The organism is Ligilactobacillus sp. (genome assembly GCF_036846325.1).
In the GTDB taxonomy this organism is placed as follows: Bacteria; Bacillota; Bacilli; order Lactobacillales; family Lactobacillaceae; genus Ligilactobacillus.
The window spans coordinates 26,382-41,533 of the sequence record NZ_DAIUCE010000005.1; the positions used below are offsets into that span (position 1 = coordinate 26,382).

The window sequence follows — 15,152 nt, forward strand, 5'->3', positions numbered from 1 at the left end:
AATCAACACGGAAATGGTCGACGTTCGCCGATTCCCATGACAAAAAAAGTCTCGCGGTCTTGCGAGACTTTTTTATTTTAACTAATTCAAAATCTTAACCGTTACCGTCCGACGGCCCCATGCCATCGACTGGGCAACCGTTGCGAAGTGCAAGTCGATGACGTTGCCCTTAATTGCCGTACCCGTGTCTCCGGCAACAGAAACTCCGTAACCTGAAACCCAGATAATGCTCCCGAGAGGAATGACGCTTGGGTCAACTGCAACGCAGCTTGGATGCTGCTTGAGGTTGATCCCTGTTGCGGAATAAGTGCCCATTCCATTGGTTTCGGTCGAATAAGCCGTTGCTGACATTGTCAGCGTCTTTGAACCCGAAACGTTACCTGCAGAGGCTGCAGAAGCTGCAGACTCAGAATTGTCAATCGTTTTCGTCGATGTTTGCTGAACCTGCTGTTTTTGGCTTGTCTGTTCCTGCTGCTGTTTTTGCTTTTGAGCTTCTTCTTCAGCTGCCTTCTTCTGTGCCTCTTCCATGGCTTTCGCCTGTTGTTCACGATCCGCCAGCTTATTCATTTCGCTTTGTCCGTCAGCAATTTTCTTCTTTAAATCCGACATCTGCGAATCAAGCACTGCTTTTTGATCATTGACCTGGCGTTCCTGTGAAGCAAGATCCGCCTGGTATCCCTGCAGCTGCTCCTTTGCCTGCGAAATATCTGCAATGCTTTGCTTAACGGCAGCCAGACTGTCATTATACACGCTCTGCAGACGTTGCAGGGCAATCATGCTTCTTAACCACTGCGTCAAGCTTGTCGACTTCTCAAGAATCGAAAGACTCGTATTGGTTCCCTGGCGCTTTTGAAGTTCACAAAGACGTTCCTTGGCATCCTTGACTCGATTCTCTTTTTCCTGCTGCGCCTGTTGCAGCTTTGTCTGCGTCTGTGCAATCCGTTGCTCAGTTTCCTTCTTCTTTCCTTCCAAATCTGAAAGCTTTTGATAAACTTGGTTGATTTCATCCATTTTTCCAGACAATTCGTTTGAATTTTGGTCGAGCTGTTTCCTGACCGATTCTTGTTTTGCTTGAATGTCAGCGACCGAATCGCATAATCCGACAACTGCTGCTGCCTGAAGATTGAACAAAATGGAAATCAAAACCAGCAATACTGCTTTTTTTATTTTCATCTATATAACAGCCCCTTTACTTTAATCAAGTATAACGTGTATTCTGATGAATGATGTGACACTTTAATTACAATGAGATTGCTAAATGCAGTAATGTTACACAAGTGTAACAAAAAACTTAAGATGTCACCTTTTATCACTTGATTCGACGCTGATGACCGTATAAAAAATACGCATAGCGTTGAATTTCTATGCGTACGAAAAATTATTTGAAATTCTTGAGCGTTCGCTGAATCTCACGTTCCTGATCACGGCGCTTGATTGTTTCACGCTTGTCATACTCATGTTTGCCGGTTGCCACGCCGATCAGAACCTTGGCAAAGCCATTTTTGAGATAGACTTTGAGCGGAACGAGCGTCACGCCCTTTGCACTGGTTTTCTGTCCGAGTTGAACAATCTGCTTTTTATGAAGCAACAGTTTGCGTCTGCGCAAAGGATCGTGATTAAACCGATTGCCTGCGGTATACTCCGAAATATGCACGTTTTCAAGCCAGGCCTCGCCGTTTTTGATTTGAGCGAACCCGTCCTTCAGGGTCACGCGACCTTCGCGAACGGATTTGATTTCGGTTCCCGTCAACACGATTCCCGCTTCAACGGTTTCCAAAATATTGTAGTCATGTCCTGCTTTTTTGTTTTGAGCCAACGGACGTTGTTTTTCGCTATTCTTTCCAGCCATCCGAACCAGACCTTTCTATTTGCGACGCTTGTTATTGTTTCGACCGCCCTTATAATACGGCTTGTTGCCTTTCCTGTAATCCTTCTTCTTGTCAAATCCAGAGCGTTTTCCGCCACGTTTGTGATCATCCTTGCCATGACGGCGGTTATCGCGATTTCCCTGACGACGAGGCGGCAGTTCAGGAAGTTCAACGCCTTCAAGCAGATCAGAGGTCGGTGCCTTGTCCAAATCAAGAAGCTTAAAATTGATTTCCTTCTGTTCAACGTTGACGTCAAGCAATTTTACGCGCACAGGCTGACCGATGCGATACGTCTTGTGCTTGTTGCGTCCGACCAGTGCCATATGCTTTTCGACAAAAACATAGTAGTCATCACCGATTTCGCTGATATGAATCAAGCCCTCGACCGTATTGTCCAATTCAACGAACATGCCGAATTTCGTTACCGAACTGACCATTGCGTCAAATTCTTCGCCTACGTGGTCTGCCATGTATTCGGCTTTCTTCATTGCATCCGTATCACGTTCGGCATCGATTGCACGGCGCTCCATCTGCGAGCAATGCGTTGCGACTTCCGGAAGCTCGTCACGAAAGACTGCCTGAGAATCTTCCGAAAGTCCATGTTCAGCATAATAATGAGCCATGCGATGCACCATCAGGTCAGGATAACGTCTGATTGGAGACGTAAAGTGCGTATAGTCGGTTGCGGCAATTCCGAAATGTCCAAGCGGTTCTGGAGAGTATTTTGCCTGTTGCATTGAGCGCAGCAACATAACCGAAACAACGGCTTCTTCCGGGCGTCCGGCAACCTTCTTCAAGATATTCTGCAACATTTTTGGCGTGATATCGTGCGTTGACCCCGTAGCTTCGACACCGATTGCAGACAACAACTCAAAGAATCGTTTGATTTTTTCTTCCTTTGGCGTTTCATGAATGCGGTAAAGAAACGGCACATCTGCCTTGTTGAAGTGTGCGGCAACAGTTTCATTTGCCGCAAGCATGAACGATTCAACCATGCGTTCGCTTGTTCCGCGTTCGCGAAGCTCGATGTCGACTGCGTGACCTTTTTCGTCAACGATGATCTTTGCTTCATTTTCTTCAAATTCGATGGCACCGCGTCTTTTACGCATTTTGAGCAGAATCTTATGCAATTCGCCCATCGTTTCAAACATCGGCACAAGATCCTTATATCTTTCCATCGTCTTTTCATCATGCGATTCAAGAATCTTGTTGATGGCAATATAAGTCATTCGTTCCGTTGTCTTGATGACGCTTGGATAAATTTCATGCGCAATGACTTCGCCTTCAGGAGTAATTTCCATATCGCACGAAAGGGCCAGGCGGTCCACCTTTGGATTAAGCGAGCAGATTCCGTTTGACAGTTTGGCCGGAAGCATTGGAATCACCCGATCCGTCAAATACACGGAGGTTCCGCGCGAAAATGCCTCATCGTCAAGCGGGGTCCCGGGCGTGACATAATGAGAAACGTCAGCAATATGGACACCTAAATGATAGTTTCCGTTCGGCAATTTCCAAGCAGTTACTGCATCATCCAAGTCCTTTGACTCGATTGCATCAATCGTAACGAGTTTTTGATCGCGAATATCGCGACGCCCCTTCATCTCTTCTTCCGTGACATGGTCAGGAATTCCAGCTACCTGCTCCATGACCTCTTCAGGAAACTCAGAAGGTATCTTGTGCTGATAAACGATTTGCAGAATATCGATGCCAGGATCGTTGACGTTTCCGATGACTTTAACTGCCACTCCCTTTAAGATGCCGGGAACGTGCGGATCGGGATAAGCCGTAATATCAGCCAGAACGACTTCGCCTTCAACGGGATGCAGCCCGCTGTCTTCCAACAGGAAACGATATGAGGACAGTTTCTTGTCCTTAAGATGAATCTCACCAAGGATTCCTGCCGGATAAGTTGCATCGGGATCGACAAAAAACGAGCCGACGACCTGCGTCAAATTATGCTCGACAATCGCAACGACTTTCCCGTCCGGCCGCTTGCCTGAAGCCTCATCGCCGGGAGTCAGCATCTCAACTTCAACTTCATCACCATTAAGAGCCGATAAGGTTTGAGTCGGATTGATGAAAAAGTCCGGTTGTTCCGGATCAACCGTGACAAATCCAAAGCCGCGGTCATTGGCATGGAAAATACCCGTGAATTTTGGCAATGAATTATCCTGGGCCAATGTGAATGCCCCGTTTTGATTCAAAGTAATCTGCTTGTCATGTTCCATTTGCGCAATTGCCTGAACGACAAATTTGAATGACACGCTGTCATTCATCTTAAGTCCTTCAGCTAATTCACGTACCGTAAATTCCTGACCTGGACACTCTTTGAAGCGTGCCAGTAATTTTTCAATAATCTTCTCTTTTTCCATTGACTTCCTCGTTTTCGTTTTTTATTGTTATTTTCATTTTTTAGATTAAAAAAACTCCCTGATAACCTAATATTACGCAGGGAGCCAACTCTCAGTTAGTGTGAAGAAATGTAAACCAACGCTAATGCTAAAGCGAAGAATACGATTCCTAAAACAGTGGTAACTTTTTGCATGAATGCTTCAAATCCGCGCGGCTTTTGCTTGCTGAAAAGGTCAGCAGCACCACCGGATAATGCCGTCGATGCATTATCTGTCTTAGCAGGCTGCATCATGACAGAAATAATGATCAAAACAGAATCAATCATTAACAGTGTTAAGAGCGTATTGTACAACAGGGTACCCTCCTTACCCGCTTTGGTAAACTACATCTACTCTAATTTAGCATATATTTCATAATTTTTCCAGTTAATTATTATTTTGCTCAAAGGCATTGGCATCAATCGCCCTTCTGATTCTCGAGCGCTCTGAATGAGAGACAAGCACAACCAGCGTGTCCCCGCTTCTGATCACCGTATCTCCGTGTGGCAAAAGTTCCCTTTCGCCTCGTCTGATTGAAATCAACAGCGATTCTTCTGGCCAATTGATGTCTCTGACCTGCTTATCCTGCAAGAACGAACCGACAAAAACCGGAATTTCCAAGCGATCCTTAAAATCGCCATGAACTTTGGCATTCTTGGATTTTTTCAGAATATCATCAAGCATTGCCGCATAGATCGGCTCACCCCGAAGCAGGTCAACGACCGTATATGCAACAAGTGCGACAACGGCTAACGGCATCAGGTGCTTGATCGACCCGACCATTTCGGTTACCAGCAAAATTGCCGTGAACGGAGCCTTTGAAATGCAGGCAAAATAGCCTGCCATGGCATAAATTATGAAGTTGACGACGTATATTCTGGGCATCAGCCCGATATCAGCCATAAACGAGCCGTAAAGTCCGCCTAAAATTGCACCGAGCGACAGAATCGGCAGGAAAATCCCGCCCGGAAGCCCGGAACCAAATGACACGGTCGAAAACAGCAACCGTAAAATGAAAAGCCCGAGAAAAATCGTTGTCGTCGTCGGATGACTTCCCAATGCTATAATGAGCGAATTTCCGCCTCCAAGAGTCGAAGGAAACAAGAGACCGATTGGAACAAGAATAATCAACGGAACGATTCCATGAAGCCATCGCGGAAATTTGAAGATTTTATTATAAACCTTGGGAACTCCCAAAGTGAATTTGTCATAAACGAGGCCTGACAACCCCAGGAAAATTCCCAAGATAATCAAATGGAAGTACTGCCACAAAGGAAGCGTATGGCTGTATGCCATGTGAAGCACGGGCGTCATTCCAAAGAAATAAAGCGACACAAGATTAGCCGTCACAGAGGCTGATAACGCCGTTGTCCAAATCAATGGAGAGAAATTATGATAAATCTCTTCGGTCACAAACAGTGACGCCGCAATCGGAGCGTTGAACGCAGATGACAAGCCCGCTGCCGCACCACCGGCAATCATCACGCGTAATCCCGTTCCCTTAAGTCTGGTCTTTTCGCCAAAGCCTTGTCCAACTGCCGCCCCAAGCTGAATTGACGGGCCTTCTCTTCCAAGAAAAAGACCGGATCCAATCGAAAGAACTCCGCCAATCCACTTTCGGAAAAGAATTGACTTCCAACTCAGTTCAAGTTCTCCTTCAAGCTGCCCTTCAACTTGAGGGATGCCGGAACCGCTGATGTTTGGTTCATCCTTAATGAATTTTGCATTTACCAGCCAGACAGCGATAAAAAACAAAAAAAGCAGCAGCATCCAGGTCGGCTTTTCAAACCCTGCAGAAAATACGATTTTAACAACCCTCAGCATATTTTCAATGCACAGTCTGAATAAACTGATGACAAAACCGGCAATGACTCCGACAACTGCACCACGCCAAATAAAATGAAACCGCGTCTTATCCAATTGAAGAGTTTCCATAAAAATCCCCCATCTATCGAAGCAGTCAATGCTGCTTCAAAAATATGTACAAACAAAACAAGGAACCTTAAAATAAGGTCCCTTGTTTCGCGGATCATTAATCCTGATTAGTCAATCAACTAATTATTTTTCTTCGATTGCTTGACGTGCTTGTTCGCTCAAGTTGTAGAAGGATTGGATACCCTTGTATTGAGCAACGTTTTCTGTCAATTGATCTTCGATTCTCATCAATTGGTTGTACTTGGCAATACGATCTGTACGGCTCATAGAACCTGTCTTGATTTGGCCGGCGTTTGTAGCAACGACAAGATCAGCAATCGTTGTATCTTCCGTTTCGCCTGAACGGTGTGAAACGATAGCCGTGTAGCCAGCTTCCTTAGCCATTTCGATGGCTTCGACAGTTTCTGTCAAAGTACCGATTTGGTTAAGCTTGATCAAGATTGAGTTTGCGCAACCCATGCGGATACCCTTTGCAAGGTATTGTGTGTTCGTAACGAAGAAGTCGTCACCAACAAGTTGAACCTTCTTGCCAAGTTCAGCCGTAATCGTCTTCCAGTCATCCCAGTTGTTTTCATCGATAGGATCTTCGATTGAGATGATTGGGTACTTGGCAACCAAGCCTTCAAGATACTTGATGAATTCTTCCGTTGTGAATTCTTCCTTTGTTGACCAGCGAAGAACATACTTGCCCTTTTCTGCATCCCAAAGTTCTGAAGAAGCAACGTCGATGGCGATGGAAACATCCTTGCCTGGCTTGTAACCAGCAGCTTCGATAGCCTTGATCAAGTATTGAAGAGGTTCTTCGTTGTTGGCAAAGTCAGGTGCGAAACCACCTTCGTCACCAACAGAAGTTTCCTTGCCGTCAGCAGCAAGCAAGTTCTTCAAGTTATGGAACGTTTCAGAACCCATGCGGATAGCTTCCTTGACTGACTTGGCACCAACAGGCATGATCATGAATTCCTGGAAGTCAACCTTGTTGTCAGAGTGTGCACCACCGTTGATGACGTTCATCATTGGTGTTGGCAATACGTGAGCATTGAAGCCGCCCAAGTAGTTGTACAAAGGTACTTGCAATTCGTCAGCAGCAGCACGTGCGCAAGCGATAGAAACAGCCAGGATGGCGTTGGCACCGAGCTTGCCCTTGTTAGGCGTGCCGTCCAATGCGATCATAGCCTTATCGATGGCAACTTGGTCCGTTACTTCGTAGCCAACGATTTCCTTTGCGATAACGTTGTTTACATTAGCAACGGCCTTTGTAACGCCCTTGCCCATGAAGCGAGACTTGTCACCGTCACGCAATTCAACAGCTTCGTGTTCGCCTGTGGAAGCACCAGAAGGAACGATTCCACGACCAAATGCACCAGCTTCCGTATAAACTTCAGCTTCAACTGTTGGATTGCCACGTGAGTCCAAAACTTCGCGAGCATAAATTTCTGTAATTGCAGACATGAGTTATTACTCTCCTTTAAGTTAATTGACTTGAGACAAACTGTCTTCAGTGTTATTTTATCTGTTTTTAGCCACAGTTGCAAACAATTTTACGCTGTGACGTCAAATTATTAGTCCTTGAAATGAACCAATTGCAAATATGATTCAGGAACGAGTGAAGCACCGCCGACAAGACCGCCATCGATGTCTTCCTTAGCCATAAGTTCCTTAACGTTGGCAGGCTTTACGGATCCACCGTATTGGATGCGAACCTTGTCTGCAACTGTTTGATCATAAAGATCTGCAACCGTCTTGCGAATTACTGCGCAAATTTCTTCAGCCTGGTCAGCCGTAGCCGTCTTGCCTGTGCCGATTGCCCAGATTGGTTCGTAAGCAATGACCAGACTGGCAACTTGGTCAGCCGTCAAGCCTTCCAGGGCAGCCTTGATCTGGCCTTCAACCCATTCTTCCGCCTTGCCGGCTTCACGTGTTTCCAACGTTTCGCCGCAGCAGATGATAGGTGTCATGCCGTTGGCAAAGATTGCCTTTGCCTTCTTGTTGATGTCTTCATCTGTTTCGTGGAAATAATCACGACGTTCGGAGTGGCCGATGATTACGTAATCAACGCCCATTTCCTTCAAAACTTTAGGAGAAGTTTCACCAGTGAAGGCACCCTTGTCTTCAAAATAGCAGTTTTCAGCAGCTACTTTTAATTCAGAGCCCTTGGCATTTTCAAGCAATGCGGGAAGGTCAACTGCAGGAGCAGCAATAACGGATTCAACTTCAGAAGATGCTGGCAACTGATCCTTGACAGCCTTTACGAATTCAGCTGTTTCTTCAGGATTCATGTTCATTTTCCAGTTACCTGCAAGAATTGGTGTACGCACTTATAATCATCCTTTCAGGAAATTATTGCCGAAGCGCATTCGACAAAAGATTCAAAATTATTTTTCAGAAAGTACTGCAATGGCAGGCAATGTCTTGCCTTCAAGGTATTCAAGAGAAGAACCGCCACCAGTAGAAACGTGTGAAAGCTTGTCAGCGATGCCGAGTTGCTTTGCAGCAGCAACTGAGTCGCCACCACCAACGATTGTCGTTGCATCTGAAAGCGTAGCTAAGAATTCGCCCAATGCGAGCGTGCCCTTTGCAAAGTTAGGCATTTCGAAGACGCCCATAGGTCCGTTCCAGACAACGGTCTTGGCATCCTTCAACGTTTCCTTGAACAATTCAACAGACTTTTCGCCGACATCAAGTGCCATGTAGCCGTCAGGAATGTCACCTTCAACCGTCTTGTATTCAGCATCGTTTGCAAACTTGTCTGCAACAACGTTGTCTACTGGCAACACAAGCTTGTCGCCGGCCTTTTCGATAAGTTCCTTGGCCAATTCAACCTTATCGTCTTCAACAAGAGAACTGCCGACAGCAATGCCCTTTGCCTTGTAGAACGTATATGTCATGCCACCGCCGACGATAACCTTGTCGGCCTTTTCAAGAAGGTGGTTGATGACGCCGATCTTTGAAGATACCTTTGAACCGCCCAGGATGGCAACAAATGGACGTACAGGGTTGTCAACGGCATCGCCCAGGAACTTGATTTCCTTTTCCAAAAGGTAGCCTGCAACGGCATCCTTGCCATTTGCCTTCATTGCTTCGGAAATACCAACGTTGGAAGCATGTGAACGGTGTGCCGTACCGAAGGCATCGTTTACGAACACATCGCCAAGAGATGCCCAGTACTGACCAAGTTCAGGATCATTGCCGGATTCCTTCTTGCCGTCAAGATCTTCAAAACGTGTATTTTCAACAAGGATAACGTCGCCGTTGTTCATGTTGGCAATTGCATCTTCCAATTGTGCACCGCGCGTAACAGGCACGAATGTTACAGGCTTGCCCAAAAGGTCTGCCAGGTGTTCTGCAACTGGTTTCAAAGACAAGTTTGCCTTGTCTTCTTCAGTCTTCACACGACCAAGGTGTGAGAACAGGACAGCCTTGCCGCCCTTTTCCGTAATGTACTTGATTGTCGGCAAAGCAGCAACCATACGGTTGTCATCACCGATAACGCCGTCCTTGATAGGAACATTAAAGTCAACACGGATTAAGACTTTCTTGCCTTCAAGGTCTTTTAAGTCTTCAACTGTAAGTTTAGCCATGAAAGAAAACCTCCAAAAATTTTGATAGATAAACCTATATATAATAAAAGGCGAGAGGAGTTGCCTCCCCCCGCCTCAAACAACCTGCAAAAGCAAGTTAATGATTTTAGCCTAAGCTAGCTTATTAAAGCATGCTTGCAAATTTTTCCAATGTACGGATCATTTGTGCTGTAAAGCCAGATTCGTTGTCGTACCATGCAACAACCTTAACAACTTGGCCGTCGCCTTCGCCAACAACTTGTGTTTGTGTTGGGTCAAATACAGAGCCAAATGTTGTGCCGATGATGTCTGAAGATACGATGCCGTCAGCATTGTAACCGAAGGAAGCGTTGTTTTCCGTAACCTTCTTTACGGCTGCATTGACTTCGTCAGCTGTTACTTCCTTGCCAAGTGTAGCAACCAATTCTGTCAATGAACCTGTGATAACAGGAACACGTTGTGCATGGCCGTCAAGTTTGCCGTTCAATTCAGGAACAACCTTGCCGATAGCCTTTGCAGCACCTGTTGAGTGAGGAATCGTGTTTTGAGCAGCAGCACGAGCGTTGCGTACGTTACCCTTGCGGTCTGGACCATCTTGAAGCTTTTGTGTAGCTGTGTAGGCATGGATTGTTGTCATTGTACCAGCCTTGATGCCGAATGCATCGTTAACAGCCTTTGCAAGAGGTGCCAAGCAGTTTGTTGTACATGAAGCAGCAGAAACGATCTTGTCTTCTGGAGCCAATGTATCATCGTTAACACCGTAAACGATTGTCTTCATGTCGCCAGCTGGAGCTGAAACAAGAACCTTCTTGGCACCGGCATTGATGTGTGCTTGTGCCTTTTCTGGGGATGTGTAGAAACCTGTTGATTCAAGAACCAAGTCTACGCCATCGTTCTTAACCCAAGGAATGTTGTTTGCGTCTGCTTCTGCGTATACAGGGATTTCCTTGCCGTTAACAACAAGTGCATGTTCTGTAGCGGAAACTTCGCCAGCAAAGTTACCATGAGCTGTATCGTACTTCAACAAGTGTGCCAACATTGCTGGAGATGTCAAGTCGTTGATGGCAACAACTTCCAAATCCTTAGATGTTTCAGCAATACGACGGAATGCCAAACGACCGATACGGCCAAAACCATTAATACCTACTTTAGTAGTCATAACTAAAATTTCCTCCTTTAGGAAATAAAAATTTATTTTAAAAAGCAACAAATCCCTGTAGTGAAATTCACTGCCCTTTTAAAATCGTCTTTGCGGCACCTTCGTCAGTTACCAGATACGTCTGACTCGGTGCGTGGTGCATATATGCCGCAATCGCCTTGGCTTTTGAAACGCCTCCGGCAACGGCAATTATGCAATTCATCGAAGCAAGATCCCTGAGCTGCAGCCCGACACGCGGTATTTTATAAACCACCTTGCCGTCTTCATCGAAGAAATACCCGAAAGCTTCTCCGACAGCCCTGCGACTCTTCAGCAGATCAATCTGCTCATCACTCATCGAGCGGCGGTGGGCCATATGCAAGGCCTCACCGATGCTATGCAAAACTGCATTGCTATGCTCAATCAGTTCAACGACATCCTGAACCGCCGGCTCTTTCAAAAGAGTCTTGAAAGTCGTCTCGCTTACCTGCTCTGGCACATAGAGCGACCGGTGACTTCCACCAGTGCAAAGCGCCATCTGAGCACAAACGTTATTTGCTTGAATATCGACTCTTTCGCCGACACCGCCTCTGGCAGGGACAAACAGCAACTCACGCCCTTCTGCGACTTCGGATGTCAGGCACGTCGCAACGCGTGCCATCGTTGTCCCGCCCATCGCGGCGATGATGTTCTTCCCGAGCGGAAGCAAAGTCTTCAAAGTGTCCGTGACTGTCTTTCCCATGGCATCAACAACCTTGCCGTTGTCATCGCAGTTGCCGGGAACAACCAGGCAACGCTCAATGCCAAGCTTCTTGCTGAGTTCCTTTTCCAATTGCTGAATTCCTAAAAGCGAATCCATAAAAGCCGACAATCCCAGGATTGTCTTATGACCCTTGTCCGTGAGAATCATTCCCGATTTAGTCGAAGAAATCAATTCGTACTTGCGCAGAAGATCCGTTTCCGTCCGCAAGACTCTTTCACTCATGCCCAAGGTCTGTGCCAATGATCTGCGTCCAACCGGCTCCTGCCACGCAACATTCTTCAATATCGTGTAACGCCTGCTCATGACCTCGATCATATCTGGAACGATTGCTTCGATCCATTCTATCTCTTGGTGCATTTTAAGTCTCTCTTTCCTGCGGGACGTATAACGTCCAATGGTGTCAATTTGCGACCCAGTAAGCTAAAGAAAAAAAGTACAACAACAATTATATCATTCTGAATTGTTCTCATACCTCAATCACACCTTGAATTATATCAGTTACCCTTACAATTTGCAAGCCTCAAACATGTTCAAATCAAATAAAAAAACGGAAAAACACTTATCCAGACAAGTGTTTCACCGTTTTTTACGAACATTTAAAATTATCTCATGCATTTAAAACAGATATCTTCGAACTTACTGCATGCTAACATTTAAAATCAGGCCCATATTTGGAACAATCGAAATATTTCAAAAAACTCAATGACGCCTGCGAAAACTTGATGCCGGAATGCCAAGCTGCTCTCTGTATTTTGCAAGCGTCCGGCGGGACACTTTCAGCCCCTCTTCCTTCATCTTATCCACGATTTTCTGATCGGACAAGGGGTGTTTCTTGTCTTCCTTTTCAACAATCAGGCGGATCTTCTGCTGAATCTCATCAGCGCTTACGTCTTCACCGTTTTCTCCCGCACAGGAAACAGCATGGGAAAAGAACGCCTTCAGTTCCATGACCTTTCCCTCATATAACAGGTACTTTCCGCTGACAGCCCTGCTGACCGTTGACTCGTGAAGCTGCAGTTTCCGGGCCGCATCACGCAGCAGAAAAGGCTTTAGAGGCCGATTGACTTCGGCAAAGAAGTCATGCTGACGCTCAACAATCAGGCGCCCCAATCGAAGCAGCGTGCTTCCGCGCATCAGGACGTCTTCCTGAATCCTCTCGAATTCGTGCCGCTTTTCTTTCAGATAATCCAAAACATGCTTGTCAGAACTGTTTTTCAAGCTTTCATAATACTCCGTCTTAAAGCGAATCTCCGGATTGCCCTCTTTGGTCAATTTGACTTCAAGGCTTCCGTCAGACTTCTTTTCGACAACCAGATCGGGCTCGATATAACCGACTTCGCTTTGATCATAGATTGCCCCCGGCGCAGGCGTCAGAGTCTGGACGTAATCAAGAATCTTCTGCACCTCTCCAATTGAAATGCAGTGCTTTTCAGCTATTTTCGACCACTTGCGGTTTGTAAAGTCTTCAAAATCCTCTTTGAGGATTTTCTCTGCATTCAACGGTGCAGAACTGTCATATTGAACCTGCAGAATCAAGCACTCCTGCAAGTTCCTGGCCCCTGTTCCGGGAGGATCGAGCTGCTGCAGAAGCGTAAGCGCATCAAGCATCAGTACCTTGTCAATGCCTTTTTCCCTTGACAGCTTTTCCAGATCAGCTCTTAAATATCCGTTTTGATCAAGCTGAGAAATAAAATAAACAACCATGTCCCTGATTGGCGTCTTTCTCATCGTCAGCCTCACCTGATCCATCAGATAATCGAACAGTGACTGAGATTTCTTCTCCACCGCAAATTCTGCAATGTCATGCTCTCCCTGATGATCAAGCCCGCCTGTCATATATGAACGCGGCTCATTGACAATCATGAACGGATTTTCAAGTTCGACGTCTGCAAGAAAATTACGCAGGTCTTCGGAGCCGTACTTTAAAATTCGAATTGACTGCTGCATCTGCTGTGTCATTGCCAGTTTCTGAATCTGCCTTTGCTGTTGGCCCAATCCTTGTTTCAAGTCCAAAAACTCACCTTCTTTCAAAAAATATTCTTGTAATTCATAAGATATTAGACTAAAATATATAGGTACGCACCGCTAGTGTAATGGATCGCACGCAAGATTCCGGTTCTTGTAATCTGGGTTCGACTCCCAGGTGGTGCATAATTATTATTAGAACGCTTTCACAATGAATTGTCAAATCTTTTTTATTCAGGGTGCTTCAGAAACGTCTTTCTGAAGCGCCTTTTCTATTACTCCCACTGCTGAAGGTCAGCATAGTCTGCGGCCGGTTGAAAATTTTTTCTGTTTTTCAGGTGCATATGATTTGACCATTTTTGACCTATGAGTTAAACTAGCAATACAAACAGTTGAGTGATAAACTATTACATAGTCAGTTTAACAATCAGGAGGCTTTCAATATGAACTTAGTTCCTACAGTCATCGAACAGTCCGCACAGGGCGAACGCGCCTATGACATCTATTCACGTCTTTTGAAGGACCGCATCATCATGGTTTCAGGTGAAGTAACGGACGACATGGCAAATGCCGTCATCGCACAGCTTCTCTTCCTTGATGCCCAGGATTCTGAAAAGGACATCTACATGTACATCAACTCGCCGGGCGGATCAGTTTCCGCCGGTCTTGCCATCTATGACACGATGAACTTCGTCAACGCCGACGTTCAGACAATTGTCATGGGCATGGCCGCTTCAATGGCCTCAGTCCTTTCAACGGCAGGCGCAAAGGGCAAGCGCTTCGCCCTTCCGAACTCGGAAATCATGATTCACCAGCCTCTTGGCGGTGCACAGGGCCAGTCAACCGAGATTCAGATTGCCGCAGAGCACATCCTGAAGACGCGCAAGTTGATCAACCAGATTCTGGCAGATCATTCCGGTCAGGACATCGAAACAATCAACAAGGATACGGAACGCGACAACTTCATGACGGCTCAGCAGGCCGTGGACTATGGTCTCATCGACGGCATCATGAAGAACAAGAAGAAGCTCAAGTAGTCAAGACATGAAAAGAGGCCATGCTCATCCGGGCATGGCCTCTTTTCATGTCTTCAGACGGACTTCAGTCTCCCGTCCTCAAGCAGCAGTCTCCGGTCGGCAACGTCCAGGAAGCTGTCGTCATGTGAAACGACGATGACGGTCTTCCCCTCATCACTCAACCTTCTCATTATCTCCCTTACTGCACGGGCATTCTGACGGTCAAGATTGCCCGTCGGCTCATCTGCAATCAGTATGTCAAAGGGCTTGAGCAGCGCGCGGGCAATTCCCGCACGTTGCTTTTCTCCGCCGCTCAGCTCAGGCACCTTCCTGTTCAAGACATCCTCTGCCAGTCCGACCTTCTCAAGAACCTCTGCCATTTTACGTCTGTCAGCCCTCCTGTCCGCAAGCCGCAGATTTTCTTCCACGCTCCTGTCATCCAGCAGAAAATAGTTCTGGAAAACAAACGAAAAACGACTTCCCCAAAGGTCAGGGACACTGTATTTGTCAAGACTGCGAC

Annotated in this window: 13 protein-coding genes and 1 tRNA gene; 2 read left to right on the plus strand and 12 right to left on the minus strand. The window is 46.3% G+C overall.

Annotated features, from left to right (window positions below):
* Positions 1-81: 81 nt before the first annotated feature.
* From V7Z60_RS01240 to rpoN, 11 genes are all read right to left on the minus strand, one after another.
* A complete protein-coding gene (locus V7Z60_RS01240; protein WP_334115712.1) occupies positions 82-1,173 on the minus strand; it encodes a 3D domain-containing protein in 1,092 nt (363 codons plus the stop codon).
* Positions 1,174-1,378: 205 nt separating this feature from the next.
* Positions 1,379-1,849 (minus strand): SsrA-binding protein SmpB, encoded by a 471-nt coding sequence (gene smpB / locus V7Z60_RS01245; RefSeq protein ID WP_334115713.1) that lies wholly within the window; start codon positions 1,847-1,849, stop codon positions 1,379-1,381.
* A gap of 15 nt (positions 1,850-1,864) precedes the next feature.
* Positions 1,865-4,240 carry a ribonuclease R gene (gene rnr / locus V7Z60_RS01250; protein ID WP_334115714.1) on the minus strand — a complete coding sequence of 792 codons (2,376 nt, stop codon included), beginning with the start codon at positions 4,238-4,240 and terminating at the stop codon, positions 1,865-1,867.
* 95 nt (positions 4,241-4,335) lie between these two features.
* Positions 4,336-4,572: a preprotein translocase subunit SecG gene (secG, locus tag V7Z60_RS01255; protein WP_003692598.1), complete on the minus strand. Its 237-nt coding sequence runs from the start codon at positions 4,570-4,572 to the stop codon at positions 4,336-4,338.
* Between the two features lie 73 nt (positions 4,573-4,645).
* Positions 4,646-6,193 carry a ClC family H(+)/Cl(-) exchange transporter gene (locus V7Z60_RS01260; protein WP_334115715.1) on the minus strand — a complete coding sequence of 516 codons (1,548 nt, stop codon included), beginning with the start codon at positions 6,191-6,193 and terminating at the stop codon, positions 4,646-4,648.
* Positions 6,194-6,316: 123 nt separating this feature from the next.
* Complete coding sequence (gene eno / locus V7Z60_RS01265) at positions 6,317-7,642, minus strand: phosphopyruvate hydratase (RefSeq protein ID WP_003692594.1); 1,326 nt, start codon at positions 7,640-7,642, stop codon at positions 6,317-6,319.
* A gap of 110 nt (positions 7,643-7,752) precedes the next feature.
* Positions 7,753-8,508, minus strand: coding sequence for a triose-phosphate isomerase (tpiA, locus tag V7Z60_RS01270; RefSeq protein ID WP_014073171.1), 756 nt, complete (start codon positions 8,506-8,508; stop codon positions 7,753-7,755).
* A gap of 57 nt (positions 8,509-8,565) precedes the next feature.
* Complete coding sequence (locus V7Z60_RS01275; protein WP_334115716.1) at positions 8,566-9,771, minus strand: phosphoglycerate kinase; 1,206 nt, start codon at positions 9,769-9,771, stop codon at positions 8,566-8,568.
* A gap of 124 nt (positions 9,772-9,895) precedes the next feature.
* Positions 9,896-10,909: a type I glyceraldehyde-3-phosphate dehydrogenase gene (gene gap, locus V7Z60_RS01280; RefSeq protein WP_022280756.1), complete on the minus strand. Its 1,014-nt coding sequence runs from the start codon at positions 10,907-10,909 to the stop codon at positions 9,896-9,898.
* 67 nt (positions 10,910-10,976) lie between these two features.
* Positions 10,977-12,008, minus strand: coding sequence for a sugar-binding transcriptional regulator (locus tag V7Z60_RS01285; protein ID WP_334115717.1), 1,032 nt, complete (start codon positions 12,006-12,008; stop codon positions 10,977-10,979).
* Between the two features lie 342 nt (positions 12,009-12,350).
* Positions 12,351-13,664, minus strand: a complete 1,314-nt coding sequence (gene rpoN / locus V7Z60_RS01290; RefSeq protein WP_334115718.1) for an RNA polymerase factor sigma-54 — start codon at positions 13,662-13,664, stop codon at positions 12,351-12,353.
* Positions 13,665-13,730: 66 nt separating this feature from the next.
* Here rpoN and V7Z60_RS01295 point away from each other — a divergent pair.
* A tRNA-Arg gene (locus tag V7Z60_RS01295) sits at positions 13,731-13,802 on the plus strand.
* A gap of 206 nt (positions 13,803-14,008) precedes the next feature.
* Positions 14,009-14,653, plus strand: a complete 645-nt coding sequence (gene clpP, locus V7Z60_RS01300) for an ATP-dependent Clp endopeptidase proteolytic subunit ClpP (protein WP_334115719.1) — start codon at positions 14,009-14,011, stop codon at positions 14,651-14,653.
* Between the two features lie 53 nt (positions 14,654-14,706).
* On the opposite strand, the gene V7Z60_RS01305 is transcribed toward clpP, so the two are convergent.
* On the minus strand, positions 14,707-15,152 hold a 446-nt coding region (locus tag V7Z60_RS01305; protein WP_334115720.1), incomplete at its 5' end, for an ATP-binding cassette domain-containing protein.

Bases quoted from the DNA above. Each gene is read 5' to 3' on its own strand.
- V7Z60_RS01260 (WP_334115715.1), bottom strand. From the start codon at position 6,193: ATGGAAACTCTTCAATTGGATAAGACGCGGTTTCATTTTATTTGGCGT.
- V7Z60_RS01285 (WP_334115717.1), bottom strand. From the start codon at position 12,008: ATGCACCAAGAGATAGAATGGATCGAAGCAATCGTTCCAGATATGATC.
- eno (WP_003692594.1), bottom strand. From the start codon at position 7,642: ATGTCTGCAATTACAGAAATTTATGCTCGCGAAGTTTTGGACTCACGT.
- V7Z60_RS01275 (WP_334115716.1), bottom strand. From the start codon at position 9,771: ATGGCTAAACTTACAGTTGAAGACTTAAAAGACCTTGAAGGCAAGAAA.
- smpB (WP_334115713.1), bottom strand. From the start codon at position 1,849: ATGGCTGGAAAGAATAGCGAAAAACAACGTCCGTTGGCTCAAAACAAA.
- V7Z60_RS01240 (WP_334115712.1), bottom strand. From the start codon at position 1,173: ATGAAAATAAAAAAAGCAGTATTGCTGGTTTTGATTTCCATTTTGTTC.
- rnr (WP_334115714.1), bottom strand. From the start codon at position 4,240: ATGGAAAAAGAGAAGATTATTGAAAAATTACTGGCACGCTTCAAAGAG.
- gap (WP_022280756.1), bottom strand. From the start codon at position 10,909: ATGACTACTAAAGTAGGTATTAATGGTTTTGGCCGTATCGGTCGTTTG.